Annotated in this window: 13 protein-coding genes; 6 read left to right on the top strand and 7 right to left on the bottom strand. The window is 47.0% G+C overall.

Going from position 1 to position 21,285, the window contains the following annotated elements:
- Positions 1 to 89: 89 nt before the first annotated feature.
- Complete coding sequence (locus BM358_RS13530; RefSeq protein ID WP_028540856.1) at positions 90 to 1,778, bottom strand: methyl-accepting chemotaxis protein; 1,689 nt, start codon at positions 1,776 to 1,778, stop codon at positions 90 to 92.
- Positions 1,779 to 2,105: 327 nt separating this feature from the next.
- Between BM358_RS13530 and BM358_RS13525 the strand changes: the two genes are divergently transcribed.
- A complete protein-coding gene (locus BM358_RS13525; RefSeq protein ID WP_028540857.1) occupies positions 2,106 to 3,308 on the top strand; it encodes a GTP-binding protein in 1,203 nt (400 codons plus the stop codon).
- A gap of 60 nt (positions 3,309 to 3,368) precedes the next feature.
- On the opposite strand, the gene lepB is transcribed toward BM358_RS13525, so the two are convergent.
- Positions 3,369 to 3,989, bottom strand: a complete 621-nt coding sequence (lepB, locus tag BM358_RS13520; RefSeq protein ID WP_028540858.1) for a signal peptidase I — start codon at positions 3,987 to 3,989, stop codon at positions 3,369 to 3,371.
- A 331-nt stretch (positions 3,990 to 4,320) separates the two neighbouring features.
- On the opposite strand from lepB, the gene BM358_RS13515 reads away from it, so the two are divergent.
- The 3 genes from BM358_RS13515 to BM358_RS13505 all read left to right on the top strand — a co-directional run bounded on the left by BM358_RS13515 (position 4,321) and on the right by BM358_RS13505 (position 8,495).
- On the top strand, positions 4,321 to 5,673 hold the full coding sequence (locus BM358_RS13515) for a right-handed parallel beta-helix repeat-containing protein (protein WP_028540859.1): 1,353 nt from the start codon (positions 4,321 to 4,323) through the stop codon (positions 5,671 to 5,673).
- A 112-nt stretch (positions 5,674 to 5,785) separates the two neighbouring features.
- On the top strand, positions 5,786 to 7,318 hold the full coding sequence (locus tag BM358_RS13510; RefSeq protein WP_028540860.1) for an MFS transporter: 1,533 nt from the start codon (positions 5,786 to 5,788) through the stop codon (positions 7,316 to 7,318).
- A gap of 49 nt (positions 7,319 to 7,367) precedes the next feature.
- Positions 7,368 to 8,495 carry a glycoside hydrolase family 88/105 protein gene (locus BM358_RS13505; RefSeq protein ID WP_023990952.1) on the top strand — a complete coding sequence of 376 codons (1,128 nt, stop codon included), beginning with the start codon at positions 7,368 to 7,370 and terminating at the stop codon, positions 8,493 to 8,495.
- A gap of 77 nt (positions 8,496 to 8,572) precedes the next feature.
- Here the strand turns inward: BM358_RS13505 and BM358_RS13500 are convergent, their stop codons facing one another.
- The 4 genes from BM358_RS13500 to BM358_RS13485 form a co-directional block, all read right to left on the bottom strand.
- Positions 8,573 to 9,529, bottom strand: a complete 957-nt coding sequence (locus tag BM358_RS13500; protein ID WP_028540861.1) for a polysaccharide deacetylase family protein — start codon at positions 9,527 to 9,529, stop codon at positions 8,573 to 8,575.
- A gap of 195 nt (positions 9,530 to 9,724) precedes the next feature.
- Positions 9,725 to 11,683, bottom strand: coding sequence for an acyltransferase family protein (locus tag BM358_RS13495; protein ID WP_023990954.1), 1,959 nt, complete (start codon positions 11,681 to 11,683; stop codon positions 9,725 to 9,727).
- A 276-nt stretch (positions 11,684 to 11,959) separates the two neighbouring features.
- Complete coding sequence (locus tag BM358_RS13490) at positions 11,960 to 13,309, bottom strand: sodium-dependent transporter (RefSeq protein ID WP_013312591.1); 1,350 nt, start codon at positions 13,307 to 13,309, stop codon at positions 11,960 to 11,962.
- A gap of 162 nt (positions 13,310 to 13,471) precedes the next feature.
- A complete protein-coding gene (locus BM358_RS13485) occupies positions 13,472 to 16,024 on the bottom strand; it encodes a DUF2339 domain-containing protein (RefSeq protein WP_028540862.1) in 2,553 nt (850 codons plus the stop codon).
- A gap of 591 nt (positions 16,025 to 16,615) precedes the next feature.
- Here BM358_RS13485 and serS point away from each other — a divergent pair.
- A complete protein-coding gene (serS, locus tag BM358_RS13480) occupies positions 16,616 to 17,905 on the top strand; it encodes a serine--tRNA ligase (RefSeq protein ID WP_023990956.1) in 1,290 nt (429 codons plus the stop codon).
- Positions 17,906 to 18,009: 104 nt separating this feature from the next.
- Here serS and hmpA read toward each other — a convergent pair whose 3' ends face one another.
- Positions 18,010 to 19,239: an NO-inducible flavohemoprotein gene (gene hmpA, locus BM358_RS13475; protein ID WP_028540863.1), complete on the bottom strand. Its 1,230-nt coding sequence runs from the start codon at positions 19,237 to 19,239 to the stop codon at positions 18,010 to 18,012.
- A 402-nt stretch (positions 19,240 to 19,641) separates the two neighbouring features.
- Here hmpA and BM358_RS13470 point away from each other — a divergent pair, with 402 nt between their 5' ends.
- Positions 19,642 to 21,183 carry a family 43 glycosylhydrolase gene (locus BM358_RS13470; protein WP_028540864.1) on the top strand — a complete coding sequence of 514 codons (1,542 nt, stop codon included), beginning with the start codon at positions 19,642 to 19,644 and terminating at the stop codon, positions 21,181 to 21,183.
- Positions 21,184 to 21,285: the final 102 nt, after the last annotated feature.

Raw genomic sequence — 21,285 nt, 5'->3', positions numbered from 1 at the left:
CCAGATGCAAAAAAAAGAGGACTTGCGTGTTGTTCGCGCAAGTCCTCTTGTCTTCGTGATATCCATCATGGGCTTCTGTACAGTATTCATTAAGCCTTAAACTGGCCTAGCGCTTTCAGCATCTCTTCCATAGCAAGCTGTAGGTCAGCAGAGCAGGTATTTAGACGGTTAATCTCTTCCATCTGGTCAGAGGCTGCAACCGATACTTCCTGTGAGCCGCCGCTCGTCCTGCGGGCGATGACAATAATTTCAGTAGCAGAAGCGGTAACTTCCTGCACACCTGCTGACATTTGTTCTGCGGTTGCTGCCATGCTTTCGATCCGTTCCGCAATGTGAGTGCTTCTTTCTACGATATGTTCGAAGCTGTCATGTGTCTCGTTCATCATCCGCAGCCCGCTGTCCACATGCGTTACCACATGTCCAATCGCTTCTGCCGAGCGCTGTACATCTCCATCAATGTTTTGGATAAGCTGCGCCACTTGGCGGGAGGCTATTCCCGATTGATCTGCTAGCTTCCGCACCTCGGATGCTACAACCTCGAATCCTCGTCCCTGCTCACCTGCGCGAGCAGCTTCAATAGAGGCATTCAGCGCCAGCAGTCCCGTCTGTTCAGATATTTCCTGAATAACCTGCATGATTCCGGTAATTTCACCTGATTGACGGTGAAGCGCTTGAATCAGAGCCTCCGTATGCTGGATGGACGAATGCAGCTCCCCCATCTGTTCCACCGTGAGGCGCGCCGTTTCCGCTCCTGCCTCCGCCTGCTGCTTGGAGTAGATAGCAGCTTCCGCAATCTCAGAAGCATTTTCCGCGACATTCTGAATGCCCTGAGCCATCTCTTCCATCGCCGTCTGATTTTCCAACACGCTTCGGGTCTGCGCTCCGGCTCCGTCTGCAACCTGCCGTATGGTGTCTGCAATCCTATTGGCCTGCCTGGTCGATGCTTCAGCAATGACAGCAAGCCGCCCCGTTGAATCGGCTACCGCTCCACAAGCATGCATGCCCTCGGAAATCAAAATGCTCAAATTTTCTCGCATTTCATTATAGTTGACACTCAGCCGCCCAAGCTCATCTCCACTCCGGTCAAGCAGGACAGAAGTAAAATCTCCCTGACCTGCCTTGGCGAGCGCTTGGCCTACACGGCCCAGCCTGCGGTTTACCCTGCTCATGTACCAGAGAATCACGGCTAGCGACACCGCAATAGCAATTACAATCACAATCATAAACTGGCGGATAAACCCGCTAATGATCCCGTCAATAATCGATTGCGATGCACCTACATACAGAATGCCAATCACAGCACCGTCCGCACTGCGGATGGGTGTGTACGCAGCTTGATACGTTTTGCCAACTACTACCGCTTGACCATAATAGGGCTGACCCTGCTTTAAGACAACGGTAGCCACCTTCTCCGATACTTTCGTGCCTACAGCTCGTTTGCCCTCCAGCATGACATTCGTCGCTACCCGTTGCTCCCCTTGAAAGAAAGTCACTGTATCGCCTGTTGCCTCGCCAATTTCATCGACGATTTCCTCATTATTGTTAATCCGTTGGCTCCCCTTATATAATTGCCCGTCCTTGATCTGCCATGCCCCGCTATACTTGTAGTCCACTAGGCGGGTTGCCATATTCAAGTCATTTTTAGCCTTTTCGGTAGCAAAAGCCTCAATACCCTCCTGCATTCGGCTAGTAGCCACATAAGCGATCACGACAGACAACACTATCAAAATGCCGATCACCATACCACTAATTTTTGTGCCTATTCCTATTGTCCGCATGTATTGGATACGTCCTCTCTAATCTGACGCCATGCCGTCACAACTCTATACAACTTAAGCCGAATCTGTTCCATCATGGATACTTATTTTATCGTACAAATTACCTAAAATTTTAATTATTTATCGATTTGAAAATTAATACAGTTCTTATCAGGTGACCTTACCTTCCTTGACAATTCCTCTTAATAATGATTTACTAATTTTACTATTCGTAATTATTACGATTAAGGTAGAATAAAGAAAGCACCTCGGCTTTCCTATCTCACATGATAACCACTACAGCACATTCGACATTTCATGATACTTTCGAAGGGAAGAGTGATTACGTTGGCAAACGCTATGGAATTGGAAAAGAAAATACCGGTCACGGTACTAAGCGGGTACCTCGGCTCCGGCAAAACCACACTGCTGAACTATGTGCTGAACAACCGGGAAAGCTTGCGGGTAGCCGTCATTGTCAATGATATGAGTGAGGTAAACATTGATGCTGATCTCGTTCGTGACGGTGGAGGATTATCTCGTGTGGATGAGAAGCTGGTGGAAATGTCCAACGGTTGCATCTGCTGTACCCTGCGGGAAGATTTATTAAAAGAGGTAGAACGACTGGCACTCGACAAAAGGTTTGACTATATTCTTATCGAGTCCACGGGTATAGGTGAGCCCATTCCGGTAGCACAGACCTTCAGTTATGTAGATGAGGAAAATGGAATTGATTTGACCAAGCTGACCCGACTGGATACTATGGTCACCGTCGTGAATGCACCGGAATTTTGGAAAGACTTCTACTCTAGGGACTCCCTCAGGGATCGCGGACAGGAAGTGGCAGAAGAGGATGCACGCGGCATCGTTGATCTGCTCATAGAACAGGTGGAATTTTGTGATGTGCTGATCATTAACAAATGCGATCTGGTATCCCCAGAGGAGCTGGAACGATTGGAAAAAGCGTTACGCGGCCTTCAACCAAACGCCAAAATCATCCGTTCCGAGTACGGTAAGGTGGACCCAAAAGAGATTTTGAACACGCATCGCTTCGATTTTGAAACAGCTAGTCAGGCGGCAGGCTGGATACAGGAAATGAAAAAAGAAGAGCACGTACCGGAGACAGAAGAATATGGCATTGCTTCGTTTGTGTACAAGCGCAAAATCCCATTTCATCCTGAACGTTTGTTGAAATGGCTGGCTCAATGGCCTGCTGAGGTTGTACGTTCCAAGGGATTGGTGTGGCTCGCCACGCAGAACCGCACTGCTTTTACATTCAGTCAGGCGGGTAGCTCTAAACAATTCGCACGCGCAGGACTGTGGGTATCTGCTTTGACTGAAGAAGAACGCCAATACTATCTTGGCGAAGATTTCGAAAAGACACCTGACTGGGACGAAAAGTATGGTGACCGGGTGACCAAACTCGTATTTATTGGTATCGATATGAACCGGGAAGAAATCGAGCGCACCCTGGATGAGACACTGCTGACCCCTGAAGAAATGGAGCAGGATTGGCGCAAGCTGCCTGACCCGTTTACGAAAAAAATATAATGAGATTATAAAGTAAAAAGCGCCTTAAGGGAGAATCCCCCCCTCTTAGGCGCTCTTATATTATTTATGCTTAACCCATTGCGCGCTATCCACCGGCCAAAAAATCACATCCGCACGGCCAACGATATCTTTAATAGAAACAAAGCCAATAGCACGACTATCCCTACTATTATTGCGGTGGTCGCCCATCACAAAAATATAACCCTCAGGTACCTTGGAATCGGTTATGGTTCCATTTGGAAAATCGACATTGTTATATAGTTCTCCCTTGGCGTGCGCATCCTGAATAGCTCCCTGAATGTATGACTCCTCTACTTTCTTACCGTTCACATAAAGATGATCTCCTTGATACTGAATCGTATCTCCAGCCACTCCAATAACACGCTTAATAAAGTCTTTTTGTTCCTTTCTCACATGGAATACAACAACCTCACTCGGCTTGGGATCACGAAAATCGTAAATCACCTTGTTCACGACCACTCGTTCATCTGTCTTGAAATTCGGTTCCATGGACGCTCCCTCAACAATAAATGGCGCAAATAATAGCCAACGTATAATGAACACGAGCACAATGGCTACAATAATGGCCTTAAGCCAATCGATCATCTCATTTTTCACTCGTGGCTGCTTTTCCTGCAATTGTTCGACAGTTGAATCCGTCAAATGATTTCCACTCTCCATGCACTAAACCCACCCTTTCTCACAGTTTTCATTCCTATTATATGTATAATGTTTAAGTATAATCAAATTTTCCCAGTCTGGCAAAATTGCATTTTTAGTTGAAACAAAAGTGTGAACTTTTTTTCACAATATCAAAAAAACAGTAAAAAACTGTTGATGCAAACGTTAACATATATTACACTGTGCATATACTTCTTAGAGCGTTTTGGACTAATGGTAGATCAATCTGTCCCCCCAGGAGGTGTCCTGTTTTTAGTGGAAAGACAGCATGAGTCACTTTTATAGATGCTATCTTCTTTTAAAATATGAGCTCAAATAAGGAGGAAATTACATGTTTAAACGAAATGATCGTCCAAAAAACGGATTTAACGCTCTAAGGCTCGGTGTTTCTTTTGTTTTCGCTTCTTCTTGTCTTATTGGAACCGCTTACGCAGATACGTCATCCAACAACATCCCTTCTTCTGCACTCACAGAAGAGGCAGTTAGTACAACCGACGCAACAGCTGTCTCCACAACGTTAGCGGCAGGAGATTTGTATGTGTCACCAAATGGTAACGTGTCCAATCCGGGTACAATATCCAGTCCTACCACGCTCGAAGCAGCACTTACACAAATTGCTCCTGGTAAAACTATTTATCTGCGCGGTGGTAACTACACTTACTCCTCAACGATTACAATTCAGCGTGAAAACAGCGGCAATAACGGCTCACTCAAAGGGTTGGTCGCTTACGGTAGTGAAAAGCCGGTACTTGATTTCTCTGCTCAAGCCTTTGGTTCAGCCAATCGTGGACTTCAGCTTAACGGAGACTTTTGGCTAGTAAAGGGCCTTGAAGTAAAGGGTGCCGGAGATAATGGTATCTATATCGGCGGCAGCAATAACCGAATCGAAAACGTGGAAACCCACCACAACCGGGATACTGGACTCCAGCTTGGACGTTACTCGCCTAACGCTTCCACTAGTGAGTGGCCTTCGAACAATTTGATTTTGAATTCTTACTCTCACGATAACGCTGATCCCGATAATGGTGAGGATGCCGATGGCTTCGCGGCTAAATTAACTGTAGGATCAGGCAATGTGTTTGATAACTGCTTGGCTGCGTACAACGTAGACGATGGCTGGGATTTGTATAGCAAAACCGAAACGGGTCCCATCGGCGAAGTAACCATTTTGAACAGTGTGGCCCACCACAACGGGCAGACCTCAGATGGAACGTCTACCGCGAACAGCGACGGCAACGGCTTTAAGCTGGGTGGAGACAAAATCAAAGTCAACCATATTGTGAAAAACAGTATTGCTTTCCAGAACAAAAAACACGGCTTCACCTACAATAGCAATCCCGGCAGCATTACGTTGACCAATAATACCTCGTGGGACAATGGACAAAGTAATTTTGCTTTTGACAAGGGTGATCACGTGTTCATTAACAATCTTTCCTTTGAGGGAAGTGCCAGTGACAAAACAAGTGGTACAGATCAAGACAACTCTAGCGTTTGGTGGAAAAACAAAAAATCGACGAATGCCAAAGGTCTGGTAGTCAGTGCAGACGACTTTGTTAGTCTCACGCCTTCTATCACTCGAAGTGCAGACGGTTCCATCCAGCTAGGTGATTTCCTTAAGCTGGCCAAAGGAAGCGATCTGATCGGCTCGGGTACTCCGAGCGGAAAAAATATAGGGGCACGTTAAAAGCCCCGCCTAATCAGGACGCCCTGGCCCATCTACCAACTTAGACAATTCTGCATAATATAGCGACCGGTGATTGTCCTCATAACCAGACAAAATATGAGGTGAACAGATCATGGAACGAAGAATCACACTGAAACATACACTCGCCTATGGAAGCGGTAACATGCTGGGAAGTGGCGCACTTGCTATTAGCGGTGCGTGGTTAATGTACTTTTATACAACCTTTTGCGGACTGTCTCCCGTTCAGGCCGCGGCCATTTTCTCTGTTGCCAGCATCATAGATGCGATCAGCAATCCGGTCATGGGCTTTATCAGCGATAACTTTCACCGGACCCGCTTGGGCCGTAAATTCGGCAGACGTCGCTTTTTCATCATGATGGGTATCCCGCTGATGCTCGTGTATCCGATGCTTTGGGTAGATGGGTTGGGCTTCTGGTATTACCTGAGTACGTATGTGCTGTTTGAACTGGTGTATACCTCTGTCATGGTGCCGTATGAAGCACTAGCGTCGGAGATGACCCGGGACTTCGGCGCACGCTCCAGATTGACTGGATGGAAGGCCATGTTTGGCAAAATTGCCAATTTCGCTGCCGCTTTTATCCCTGGTCGCTTTATTGCCGAGTATGGCAAAGACTCTCCATTGCCTTTCTTTTATACCGGTCTCGTTTTTGCAGCTATTCTGCTGATTGCGATGGCATTCTTATACAAAAACTCCTGGGAACGTCCAAGTGAGGAACTGCAAAAGGAACTGGAAGGTGAAGCTCCGCTTTCCTTTATAGATTCGATGAAAAAGTTGTTTGTCGACATTTCCTCTACCTTCCGAGTCAAGACGTTCCGTCATCATCTCGGGATGTACCTGGGCGGCTTTTCAGCTGAGTGGCTGTTTACTTCTGCTTTTACGTACTTTATTGTCTTCTCCTTGTTCCAAAGCTCGGAGATGGTATCCAATTTGAACAGCTTTAACTCTGTCATTCAATTGATTTCTACCTATTTCTTCATCCAATTCTGCGTGCGTAAAGGGTTCCGTATGCCTTTCATCGCCGCACTCGTTGTCGTTTGCTTTAGCGTAGCTGGTTATGGCCTGCTCTATATAACGGGAGCCTCGAATACGATGGTATGGCTATATGTCATCACCCTGTTCATGGGGCTTGGTACTGGGGGCGTCTACTACATCCCTTGGAATCAATACACGTTCCTTGCCGATGTGGATGAAGCGTTGACCGGCCGTCGCCGGGAAGGTATTTATGCAGGTATGATGACTTTTGCCGGAAAAATGGTGCGGGCCGTTGTCGTCTTCATTCTTGGCTGGGTATTACAGCATTTTGGCTTTGTATCCGGGGCTGATAGTCAGCCAGTCGCTGCTCAGCACGCCATCTTTTATGTACTCGTGGTCGGTACCATCGTTCTCGCGATCATCGGTATGATTGCGTCTGTCGTGATGAAGCTGGATATTGACAGCCACAAGAAGCTAATCGCCGAAATTGACCGCCTCAAAAACGGTGGCTCCATGAAATCAGCCAAACCGGAAGCACGAAAGGTATTCGAGGAACTGACAGGTTTCCATTACGATCGGTGCTGGGGCAACAATAACGTGGGCTTCAAGAACAAACCTGTTGACCCTAAAACACACACTCCGTCTATGTAATAACAATAACAAATACAGATTAAACATTTACTAAAGAGGTGACTGTATCATGGCAAATCCAACATCACAACCAACAACCAGTCCTACAAAAACAGATTCTTGGGCAGTACGTATGAGCGATTCCGTTCTACAACGGAGTCCAGAATTTTACGAAAAATGGGAATATGACCACGGCGTCATTTACAGAGGTCTGGAATGGGTTGGCGAACTGACAGGCGATCCCAAGTATATGGAATATATAAAGAAACATATGGATCATTTTGTTGACGAAAATGGCGTTATTCAGCGCTATAAAGTAGATGAGTACAATATTGACCATGTGAATAACGGCAAACTGCTCTTCTCTCTGTATCGTGCTACAGGAGATGAACGATATAAGAAGGCTGCCTACCAATTACGCAGTCAGCTGGAAAAACACCCGCGCACAAGCGAAGGCGCATTCTGGCATAAGCAAATTTATCCGTATCAAATTTGGCTCGACGGCTTGTACATGGGTGCCCCGTTCTACGCTGAATTTATCCGTGAATTCGGAGATCCGTCAGAGTTTGACGATGTGACCCTGCAATTCAAGCTCTGCTATGAACATACACGTGATCCTAAAACAGGCCTGCTCTACCATGCCTGGGATGAGAAAGGTGAGCAGCATTGGTGCAACCCGGAAACAGGCTGCTCCAAAAATTTCTGGGGACGCTCGATGGGTTGGTTCGTTATGGCACTCGTTGATGTGCTGGACTATATTCCAGAGGATCATGCAGACCGTCCCGTCCTGATTGATATGCTGACGGAAACACTGGAAGCCCTGCTGAAAGTGCGTGATAAAGAAAGTGGTGTCTTTTATCAAGTGCTCAACCTGGGCCATGTGAAAGGCAACTATCTGGAAGCCTCTGCTTCCTGCATGATTCTCTATGCTATTGCCAAGGGCGTTCGCAAAGGCTATCTGCCAGAGCAATATCGTCAAGAGGCAGAAATTATCCGTAAGGGAATTATCGATGAATTTATCACGATTACTGAAGAAGGACTTGTGAATCTGAACAAAACGGTGCAAGTAAGCGGTTTGGGTGGTAAAGATCGTCGGGATGGCACCTTCGCTTACTATATCAGCGAGCCGATTATAACCAACGATCCCAAAGGTATCGGAGCTTTCATTCAGGCGATGGGTGAAGCAGAACGCATCTAAACACGCGAAGTATAAACCTTAATTGCAAAAAGGACGGTGGCCATCAGCCCCGTCCTTTTCTTACATATAAACATATCCTACTTCATAACCTTAAACTCATATCCCTGTTTCTTTAGGAATTCTATAATTTGAGGCAACGCTTTTGCGGTTTCTTCTTTACCATAGGTGTCATGCATGAGTATGATTGCTTTTTCACGACCTTTGACTGACCTTATAAACTGGTTGATTAGTGCCGGTGCCTTCTTGGATTTCCCCTCTGCATCCTTCGTTAATACATTCCAATCTACCTGATGATAGTCCTTTTGATGTAAAACTTTATCCAAAGCAGCCATCCCCTGTGGATCTCTGCTATTCCATGTCATGTGGCCCCCCGGAAACCGGATCATTCTTGTGGTGAACTCTGGCCCCAGAATACTTTTTAACACCTTATTGTTCCTCTCAATATCCTGCATAACATGGTCCGTGCTTACCCGCTTGTTAGGATATAAATACTTATAATTATGAGAGTACGTGTGGTTTCCTATCGCATGACCTTCTTTAACAATTCTTTTGATAATGTTCCTGGTATGTTCATTTTCATCGGCTTCTTTTCCTACGATAAAAAAGGTTGCCTTGACCTTCTGTTTTTTCAGAATGTCTAATATTTTAGGTGTTACCGTCACGGATGGACCATCATCAAAGGATAAGTAGGCCACTTTTTTACCATCGGCTCCATCGGGCATCTGCCCTAGCATTTGCTGTTTTAAATATTTTTCGACAAAGGCACCATCTTCTACTTCGGGGTCGCTTTTTGGAGAGACTGCTTTACCATTTGCTCCCCCATTTACTTTACCTTTTGATGAGTCCTTGGATACGGAATCTGTTTTTTTAGCAAGCTCCTGTGTTGGCGCATGCGTTTTGTTATCTGAGACCTTTATCGCAATGAAAGTAATACAGCCTGCCACAAATAATATAATAGCAAGTAAAATTAGTCTTTTTCTGTTCCTCTTCAAGCGGTGTTCTCTTGTCCTACTATGTGAATAGCCCTTTTCCATTAGCTTATGTACCTCCCACTAAAATAAGAAAAACCACCGGATCAGGGTTGATGTACACACCTTAGAATGGACATGGGAAAAACCCTTAGGTTTAGCCGATGAAAATTTAGGGATGCACTTCAACCAGAGGACAACCTACTCCTGGTGGCTTTCTTGTCTTGCATTTGCATAATTTATGAGTATCATTGCAGTTTATTACGATTGCTTCGTTAAGGCCTGAGCCAACAAGGACGCATAAGCTTTAGCACCACTAGGTTTTAAATGTACTCCGTCATGCTCGAAATATGAATTTTTACCAGAGCTAGCTGCATACCAGTCAATCATTGTAATTCGCGGGTCCTGCAACGCTGCTTCGGCAAGATGCTTGTTCACAATACTCTCCCACGGCCGAGGCACACGGGTATTCACGAGTATAATATGCTTCGTATCCTTCAGACTGGCCAGCAAATTCGCTAACTGATCCTTGGTGAAAGCGCCGTTCGTGCCCAGCTCAATAATAACTGTCTTACCCAGCTGTCCGTTCTGTCTTAGCTGCTCCAGTACGGCAGGCGCCTCCGCCATCTGACGGCCGATCCGTCCATCTACAACAGCTCCCGGGAAGGAATCCTGAATGTACGACTGTACATCCAACATGACAGAGTCTCCAATGGCGGTCACACTCGACCCATCACCTGTAATAGGCGTAGCTTTTTTGGGTTTGTCCGAAGGTTCCGACGGTTTCGTAACATCGTCCGTAGTACCAGCCTGGACCGCCGTGTTTTTAGGCGTCTGGGCTTGAGACGGGACTGGGATCTGCACCTTGCTGCCCTCGGACCCTTGCAGCTTGATGGCTTTGGGCTCCTTGGAAGCCACGGATACCGTTCCGTGAAGCGGCGGCATCGCTTTTGCCTTTGCGACTGGCTTCTCATCACTTGATGCCGCCTGAATCGTTGCGTCAGGAGACGCCACGTACAGGTGGACGGTACCCACGAGAATACCTGCAAAAAGCACAGCCGCTGTAGTTGTAGGCATCCATCTCCACCGCGCCTGTCTACGAACCGCTGAACGGATTTCTGTGATCCAGTGGCGGAATCCTCCACGGCGAATCGGCTCCTCGATATATTTAAATGAGAGAGACGCCAGCAATACGGTAGCTAGCAATTGTAAAATGATACGCATCACATGCACGCCATCGGTATCTACTTGAGGCGTCGTTAGCGTAATAACCGGAACATGCCACAGATACAGTCCATAGGAACGGGCTCCAATCCAGCGTAGCGGCTTGATTCCAAGGAGACGACCAAGGTGGCTTACCGGATGTGCCAACGCTGCGACCACAATAGCAGTGACCAAAGCTATGCCCAGCAGGCCGCCCCGGTACAGAGATGGGTCATATTCATTCGAGGCCCACGCCCAGTGACAAAGCAGCAGCAAGCTTATTGCACCGATGCTGTCCAGAAGCATACGCGCCTTAGGAGAAGCTTGCTCTTTCAGTTTGCCGCTTGGCCATACCAAGGCCAGCGCCGCACCAATCAGCAAAGCAAATCCGCGCGTATCCGTGCCATAATACACCCGGCTCGGGTCGCTTCCTGGTACGTAAATCACTGCCATCAGGAGTGCAGATATTAACGCCAGACAAGTCACCCAGCCTGCGAGCACAATACGCTTGGGCATGAATTTTAGCCCAAGCGCCAGTAGTAAAGGCCACAAGATATAAAACTGCTCCTCCACCGCCAGCGACCACAGATGCCCAAGCGGAGAAGGTGGGCCGAAACTTTCAAAATACGAAACCTGATGGAAGATAAACCACCAATTGCTCATATACACCAATGCGGCAGGTACATCTCCGCGCAAGGCCGTTAGCCGCGACGGATCGAAAAGCAACGAGCACAGGACAATGACAGCCACAACCGTCAACATGGCAGGCAGCAACCTTCTGGCACGACGCAACCAGAAATCTTTCATTTTAAAACTATGATATGTATCCCACTGACTCACCAAAATATCTGTAATCAGATACCCCGACAAAGTAAAAAACACGCCTACACCCAACAAACCACCCGGCAACCAATCCGGATTCAGATGATACACAATGACTGCGATGACCGCCAGCGCTCTTAATCCATCCAAACCTGGCATATAACGACGTTGTGACGGCAATTGTTTAGACTTCATTTCAGCCGCCGTCCTTCTTGCAAATTCAAGCTCCCTGTCTGTTTCAATGCTCTTCTGCCCTTTCCCTCTCCTGCACATCGTCTGTGCGATGCCCTGTAGCCTTTTCATTCATTATATAAAACTTCATAATCGTAATGATTTCAATGAAGTTAAAATTAATGACAATGTTTTTATTATATCATTCCTTTCCACAGTTAGGTAACCACTGATAGATATACAAAAAAAGGCATCTCTTCCCTTAGGAAGAAAATGCCTTTTTATTAGTATTCTATGCTCTTAAAATTTGATGATACCTGAGGTATGAAGGAAGACCAACAACATCAGGATCGGTGCAACATACCGGAGACCGAATAACCACACGTTGAACCAGAAGGGTTTGATGTTCGCATGCTCAGCGGCAGTCTTCCAGTAATAACCTGTGAATATAACAATCAACAAACCGCCTAACGGTAAGAAGATGTTGGAAGCGGTGAAGTCTACGAAATCAAAGAATGATTTATCCCCCACTTTTAATTCCGGCACCAGGCCCATGGACAATGCAGAAGGGACGCCCAGCATCAAGCACAGGACCGATACGACGATAACAGAGCGAACCCGGCTCCAACGCATACGCTCCATGACATAGGCTACTGGAACTTCCAGCAAGGATACCATAGAACCTAATGCAGCAACCGCCAGCAGTACAAAGAACAAACCGCCGAAGAATGCACCAAAAGGCATTGCCGAGAAAGCAGCCGGTAAAGCAATGAAAACCAGAGATGGTCCTTGAGCTGGGTTAATTCCGAAGGAGAAGGTTGTAGGGAAAATAATCATACCTGCGATAAACGCATAGATTAAATCTCCGCCACCAACTGCCAGCATGGCTCCACCCAGCGATTGACGGCGATCCACGTACGCACCGTACGTGATCATAATTCCCATCCCCAGTGAGAGTGAGAAGAAGGCATGTCCCAAAGCAACCAATGCAGACTCTATGCTTAGCTTAGAGAAGTCGGGATTCAGAAAGAAGGATACGCCCGCACCAGAGCCTGGCAGCATAAGAGCGTTAATCATCAACACGAGCAACAGGATGACCTTGGCAGGAATCAAAATTTTATTGAACTTTTCAATCCCGTTTGATACCCCAAGAGTAACCACGACTGCTGTAAATGCAAAAACAACTAACAGCCAAACCAACGGCGCATACCCGGAGGAAAAAGAAGCGAACTGTCCAGCAAAATCATTATTTGAAAACAGATTTCCGCTAAATGCCTCTACGGCATAATGCAGTGTCCAGCCTCCTACAATGGCATAGAACGATAAGATAACAAAAGGCACGATAACAAACATAATGCTCATCTTGCCCCAAATCGGGTGACCGCCTACTTTTACCATTGCAGAAGCAGCACTTCCTCGACCTGCACGACCAAGCGCAAGCTCTGCTAAAAGTACAGGCAAACCAACAAGCAACAGGCAGACAATAAACAATAAGAAAAATGCAGCTCCGCCATATTGTCCTGTAATATACGGAAATTTCCATATGTTACCTAGTCCTGCCGCACTCCCGATCGCCGCCAATATGAATCCAGCAGACGAGAAGCGTTCATTTTTATCAGACAGGCTATTCTGCCCCTTGCTCAAATTCATTATATCCCCCTCATTCTCTCTACTTACGCATAAACATGAGCATGCGTACATAAATAATTTTTACTCATTATAGCGTAAGTAGGATGTAAGGTCATGCATAATTTTTCACTATTACCGGATTTATTTTCATAATGTTCCGTATCTACAAAATACAACAGAAAACTACATATTTTCTTCAACATCCTTCTTTATTATGGTCTCTCCCATGCGATTAGATACTTTTTGATAAATATACGAAATCGCCAACAGTACAACACCAAAAGAGAAGTAGGCTACAATCGTGCTCCCCGTCGTTAACAGGTGCAGATCATACAACAGCAGCTTACCTGTCGACAGCAAGGTCAAGCCCAATCCAAATCTGCGAATGTAGACCACTCGCTTGAGGAAGCCGTATACAATATACAAAATGGCCAGCAGCAAATACACCAGACTGAACACAAGACCAGCATCCCCCAGGCGGAACTGAACTCCGAGAAAGGCGGTTATGATACCCAGCAAATATACACCCATAATGACCGGATACAACTCATTGCTTCTATAATGTCGGGTCATCAGTGCGTTCAGAAAATCCCTGCTGCTGAAGAATACCAGCACATTAAAGGCTGCGAGTACCACTAACGCCACATAATCAGCAGCCGTATTTTGTGCATAATTTTCATGCAAGGTTGGAACCGTTACGGTGATCACCAGTGCCAGCGCGTAGCCTATGACGTACAACGCCAAGCTGTAGTATTTAATCACCCGATCATACAGCAACCTCACCTTAGGCAGGAAATAAGCCAACACCAGCGATACGCAGGTGTACAACAACACTTTGTACAAGGTGTAATGGACAAACCCGTCGGATACAACGATGTTATACCAATGCCCGGCTTCATACAAAAGGTAGAAATACACGTTCACCAAAGCTACATATTTAAATCCTTGCATGATATGCATTTCGTACAAACGATTGTTTTTGAAAGCATTCGGACGGCTAAATTGAATCGCATAGAAGACGGTAACGATCAACATTCCCAGTGTAATGAGCGTATATTTGAGTCCAAAATAGTCTGTCTCAAATCCTGACAACAGATATATAGGGAAATCGACGAAAAAGAATGCGCCCAGACACAGTAATAAAATGCCCCAGCCAGCTCGTTCCAATTCCTTCAACCGGTAACGGCGCCCATATAATGTAAGAAGAACCGCTTCGATCAACCAGCCCATGGATAACCATCTAACTCCAAACTGGAACGGCACCATAAGGATGGCAAAGGTCAACGAAGTCGCATAAAATAATATTTTGGTTTGTTTCTCCTCTGGAATATATCGACGGACCCATTGTCCCAGACCCCCGTACACCAAGCAAAAGACGAGAGCCAGCAAGCCTTTATAATCATCCAGGCCTGCATCGCCGAACAGAGAATACAGAACGGAACAGCTCACGACTGTATTCAGAGCCAAAAGGGAGAAATCCAGCCATGACAGTTTTGATTTTAAACGGAACGGCACCCACAGCGTCATCCCGAGGTACATCGCAAATGTAATGACTGCATACAGCATGCTCGCTACGGCACTTTCCGATAACCACGCCAGCACAATCATCAAGGGCGTATTAAGTAAAAAGCTGATATATTGCACGACGACCCACCGTTTGCGGAAGGATACAAGCAGAATCAGCAAATTTAACAGGAACAAATAGCCCATGGCGATATACACGGCGTTCCCTTCCAGTCCGTTCGCTGCCATATAGGAAAAGAGCGGGAGATATCCCCCTACTAAACCAAAAGAGCATATCGTTCGGGATTCATACCTTAATGACAGGAGCACAGCGGTCACCGTAACGAGTACGGATAAGCCTATGCCTGTATACATTCCTATGATTTCTAACAAAAAGTAGCTGTAAAAAATCGATCCGTACAACACAGAAATACCGCCGCCCAAAATACCGAGCGCAAAGGTCTGCTTCTGCTTACGGTACAGCCACTCCCCGCCGCCCAGCATCAACGCTCCTAGCAGAAAGAAGGCCACGCCCTTCATATTTCCTGTAAACCAGTTCGAGTATGAGTATTTAAAAGCGGCTCCCACACCCAATATAATGAGCAAAATCCCCAGCTTGTTGATCCAGTTCAAGCCTAGCTTCATTTCAAACTGATTTTGCTTCATGCGCTTCTGCATCGTTTCTTCGCTGATCTCTTCTTCTCCGAACTGCTGGAACTCGCTTGCCGTCTGATGAAGCAATTTGCGCTCGGCCTCCTGAAACCGCCCGCGTTGCTCCATGATTCGGTCACGAATCTCCTCTGAGAACAGTCGTAATCTGGCGACGATCTCGTCCTGATCTTCTTTAAGCTCATGCGTAGTTTGCTGAATAAGCTGGTCCACCCGGTTTTTAGCCCCATATTCAAAGGCTGTCAGCCGATTTTCCCCTTCTGTAGTTCTGGAGGCAAAATAGGTCTCCAGCTTTTCACGCGAAATGCGGATCATATTCGCTTTTTCACTCAGCATTTGCTCCGTCAGCGCAGTGCGCAGCTTTCCATTTTCCTGCTCAATATGTCGTACTCGCTCTTCCAAGTGAATGCAGCGAGCCTGATAATCCTCGAACTTTTTTCGCAGAACCTCATTCTCCAGAATGATATCTGAGGCTTCATAGTCCGCGATTAATGTTTGATACTCCTTGAGCAGCTTGTTCTGTTCTTGGCGGATCGTATGTAAACGATCTTTAAAATCCTCCATGTTCTCCTCCATCGCTGTCCATTTTGGTAATCATTACATTTTACATGAAATTAAAAAGGCATTATAGAGACTATAGCCCATTTTGGACGTTAAATTGGGGCTTTTACTTAAATATTCTTCCAGTTTCATGATCGCAGATGAAGTAGGACAGATATACATAAGAAATAAAGACTACCTCTTCCCTTCGCAAACATGAAACCCGCATGGATGTGTTGCAGAGTCTACGCTGTGTATTTATTTTTATTGGAAAGATCATGATGAAAAAACTAAGTAATCCAATGTACAGACTCATGCCCTTGATTAACCTGCCGAAAATCCGTATACTTACAAAAAAGCAAACGATATTATGCCTATGAAGAGCATCCAACTCGGAGGCGTTTACGCCAAGGACCATACGTTAGCGTAGGATATGGCGATATGTACCTAAGTAAACCGGACCCGCCCGTTACAGCGGAGCAAAGTGGATTGGAGAGTTATGACATCTGTCATGCTGTCTGGTCAATTTGGGTGGCACCGCGAGACCAAAGCGCTCCTCGTCCCATGTGGATGAGGGCGCTTTTTGTATTTTTATCCGAAAAGGAGTGCGGTGTCATGTTGGATATCAAATGGATCAGAGAGCATCAAGAACAGGTTCAGACAGCAGCAGACGGCAAAGGAATACAGGTATCGGTCGCAGAGCTGTTGACCCTGGATGATCGGAGAAAACAGCTACTTCAGGAAGTGGAACAGCTTCGGCAGAAGCGTAATCAATGTAGTCAGGATATTGGCGCGCTAATCCATGCCGGCCAGAGTGAACAGGCAGAAGTGGCAAAGCGGCAGGTCAAAGAAATTAACGGACGAGTAGATCTTCTGGAAGCCCCGCAACAGGAAGTAGAGGAACAGTTTCAACAACTCTTGCTTCTGATGCCTAATATCGTATCGCCAGATACGCCACGGGGGAGATCGGATGAGGATAATGTAGAACTGGAGCAGGTCGGGCCGGTTCCGAACTTCGGATTTGAACCAAAGGATCATATGACGCTCGGTGAGCTTCATAAGCTAATCGACGTCCCTCGGGGTGTCAAAACAGCCGGTACCCGTAACTACTATTTGACGGGAGCAGGGGTTGCATTGCATCGGGCTGTGCAGCAGCTTGCGGTGGATCTGCTGACTGAACGTGGATTCCAGTTGCTGGATGTTCCGCTGATGGTACGTGCAGAGGCCATGCGCAGCACTGGTTTTTTCCCGCTCGGACTGGATCAGACGTACCGCATTACAGGTGAGGATCAGTGGCTTGTAGGCACTTCGGAAGTGCCTCTGGTCTCGTATTACAGCGGTGAGATCGTGGATGTTACGGACCCGATTCGGCTGGCAGCCGTGTCCGTATGCTTCCGCAATGAGGTTGGCTCGGCCGGAAGGGATGTGCACGGACTGTATCGTGTGCACCAGTTTGCCAAGGTTGAGCAGGTCGTCATCTGCGAAGCCAGCCTGGACGCTTCGGAACAGATGTTTCAGGAGATTACGCGCAATGCGGAAGACCTGCTTCAACTGCTGGAGCTGCCCTACCGTAAGATGGCTGTCTGTACAGGCGACATGGCGCAAAAAACCTACAAGCAGGTGGACATTGAGACATGGATGCCCAGCCGCCAGGCTTACGGCGAGACACATTCGTCGTCCCAGCTGCTTGATTTCCAGGCGCGCCGTTCCAACATCCGGTACCGCAATGCGGACGGCAAGCTGAAATATTGTTACACGCTCAATAACACAGCGGTCGCTTCGCCCCGGATTCTGATCCCGTTGCTGGAGCATCACCAGCAAGAGGACGGTTCGATCCGTATTCCGGAGGCTTTACGCCCATACATGCCGCAAGGTATGGAATTTTTGCGTACTCCCTTGTTATGAAAACAGGATCGCACTTTGAAAAGTAGTACCCAATGAGCAGGATTTCCCATTGTAATCATCGCAAAAAAGACGAAGGATAAATATCCTTCGTCTTTTTTGATGTGTCATTGTGCTTCTGCTTCCCATGCGCTAGCAGGACTAAAGAATTCATAGTGGATATCCGAAGCAGGGATATTCCACTCCTTCAACAGGCCGTATACCGATTGCATGAATCCCTCAGGGCCGCAAAAGTAATATTGTGCGTTACGTTCCGGTATCACGGATTGTAACCAGGCCAGATCCAAACGGCCTTCCTTGTGAAAAGCCTGTGCCAGCCGATCCTGCTCCGTTGGTCTGCTGTAACACCAGCGAACTGCAGCCTGTGCATGTGTGGCGACCAGCTTTTCTACCTCATTACGCAGAGCATGGTTATCCCCGTTGACTGCTGCGTGGACAAAGGTGATAGGCCGATGCGGAGCAGATTTCACCAAGGAAGCCAGCATACTGACCATCGGGGTTAGCCCGACCCCGCCACTGATCAGCACGACAGGTCTGCGATCTGCCCGATCCAGCGTAAAATCACCCGCCGGTGCAGATACCTGAAGCACATCGCCCTCTTGCACCTGCTCATGCAGATACACGGATACTTTACCTGCCGGACGGGACTCTACAGCATCCTCTCGCTTTACAGATATCCGGTAGTGGGAGTGGCCCGGGGCATCCGAAAGACTGTATTGACGAATGTGGGTATTATGTTCACCCGGAATTTCCATTTTTAAGCTTATATATTGCCCAGGTTCGAATTCAGGCAACACCTGTCCATCCTGCGGCACCAGATAAAAGGACGTAATCTGGTCGCTTTCTTTAACCTTTTTCTGCACAACAAAGCTCTTAAAATCTGACCAGCCTCCCTGCTGCTGTCCAGCCTCCTTGTACATTTCAGCTTCCATGTCTATAAATACATTAGCGATCACACCATAGGCCTCGGCCCATGCGGCAATGATCTCGTCTGTAGCCGCATCTCCCAGTACGTCCTTGATCGCAGCGAGCAGATATTTTCCGACGATAGGGTAATGCTCGGGCTTAATTCCCAAACTGCGATGCTTATGTGCAATCTGACGTACCACCGGAAGAATTTCCTCCAGACGGTCAATGTGCTGTGCAGCCGCGTATACAGCATTGGCCAGCGCTCCCTGTTGACGTCCTTGTTTCTGATTCGCGTGATTGAATATATTGAGAAGCTCGGGATGGGCCTCAAACATCATCTGGTAAAAACGCTTGGTGATTGTAGTTCCGTGTACCTCCAAAACAGGTACAGTCGATTTGATCGTTGCAATGGTTTGCTCACTTAGCATCTTTGTATCCCTCTTCTCTCCAAAATAAGATAACAAAGGGTATTTCAATATATGTCCCATTTGTAACCCTCAATTTAAAGCAAGTATACCCACATAAAGTAACCGTTTATGTGATTCCAGTCACTTTAAATTTAAAATAATGTGAACGTGTCAATGACAAAACGCACAATTACAAACGCTTCCCACATAACTGACGAGCTTTCCCCAAAGTTTCAAATATCTATATACCTATTTTGTATGCAGTGATCAGATTTGTCCTTTCTCGTAACAACAGTTTCACCATGCTAAAGACTTCAATTTATTCCACTTGTAAACGCTTCCAATTAGGGTAAAATCGAAAATGAGGTGCCGGACAAGCCATTCCGACCCATCCTATCCGTGTTAAAGGAGGCAGATGATATCGTGAAGTGGATCAACAGCAGCAAATGGTTAGCCGCATGGATTTGTATCCTATTCGCAGTGGCCAGTGCGGGTCTTCAACCCGATACAGCACACGCCAATACAACAGGCGTTACGCAAGCAACCTACGGGACCGAGGTGAACCAAGCGCTGAATGGTTTGGACGTCGCCAATGCTGAACTATCCCTGAGCGCAACAGCAAGCACAGCCATTACGAACGGAGCGGATTGGAAAGACACCGCAGGTAACCCGATTCAGGCGAACAGCGGTAATATTCTAAAAGTAGGTTCTACTTATTATTGGTACGGCGAGCACGCCGAAAACTGGAAATTTGAAAAAGTGAACGTATATACCTCAACCGATTTGAAAAATTGGTCCTTCCGCAGCAGTATTCTCACCAAAGATTCCGCCCCTGAGCTGAATTCGAGCAAAATCGAGCGTCCCAAAGTTATCTACAACAAAACCACCGGAAAATATGTACTATGGGCGCACTATGAAAATGGCACGGACTACTCACTAGGTCGTGTAGCCGTCGCTACCAGCGATACACCCGACGGAAATTTTGCCTACCAAGGCAGCTTCCGCCCACTGAATTACGAGTCTCGTGATATGACGGTGTTCACGGATACGGACGGTAGCGGCTACCTTATTACAGCTTCCCGTAAAAATGGCGGTGCCAACGATACGATGGCGATCTTCAAGCTGACAGCCGATTATACAGGCGTGCAGTCGTTCGTTGGCTGGATTTTTGAAAATGGCTATCGCGAAGCTCCTGCTGTTGTGAAAAAGAACAATACCTACTATCTGTTCACCTCGCAGGCATCTGGCTGGTATCCGAATCAGGGCGCTTACGCAACCGCCAGTTCCATGACTGGAAGCTGGTCTGCTCTGTCACCCTTCGGTGATCCGGCGGCTTACGGCTCGCAAATCCATTCCATCGCCACGATTACAGGTAGCGCAGGAACCAGCTACATCTATATGGGCGATCGCTGGAATCCGCTCAATCTGAGCGACCACAAATTCATCTGGTTGCCACTAACTCTGAATGACTCCAACAAAACAGCAACCCTGAACTGGTACAGTAGCTGGGATCTGGATGCTGCGACAGGCACAGTAATCCTGCCGTCCCTTGTGAATCACGCACAGGGCAAAACAGCGACTGCTAGCTCAGCCGCATCCAGTTCTCCAGCTTCACTGGCGAACGACGGCAACGCCCAAACCTCGTGGAAGGCTGCCTCCGCATCCTGGCCCGCTTGGTGGCAGGTCGATTTAGGCAGTACCAAGACCATCAGCGAAGTGGATATTTCATGGTTTATGTACAAAGGATCTGAAGCGTATTACAAATATAAAATTGAATACAGCATGGATGGAGTTAACTACTCCACGATTGATCGTACAGGTAATACCACGTATGGTTTTACCAGTGACAAAGTCAATTTTCAAGCTCGCTACGTGCGAATCAACCTTGTAAATGCAGTGCTATTCAATAACCCGAACAACTGGTATACCCCGACGGTGCATGAAGTAAGATTGCTTGGCAATTAACTTTCACACTTGGAATATTGCCTTAATCCTTAAAAAAATATCGCACAGCTCTTGCGCAATGTTGTACCCATTTGCAGGAGCTGTGCAATTTGTGTTGAACCG

The sequence above is a fragment of the Paenibacillus sp. cl130 genome (assembly GCF_900116035.1).
Lineage (GTDB): Bacteria > Bacillota > Bacilli > Paenibacillales > Paenibacillaceae > Paenibacillus > Paenibacillus polymyxa_B.
The sequence above is the reverse complement of the archived record's forward strand: the minus strand, read 5'-3'. Positions and strand labels throughout refer to the sequence as shown.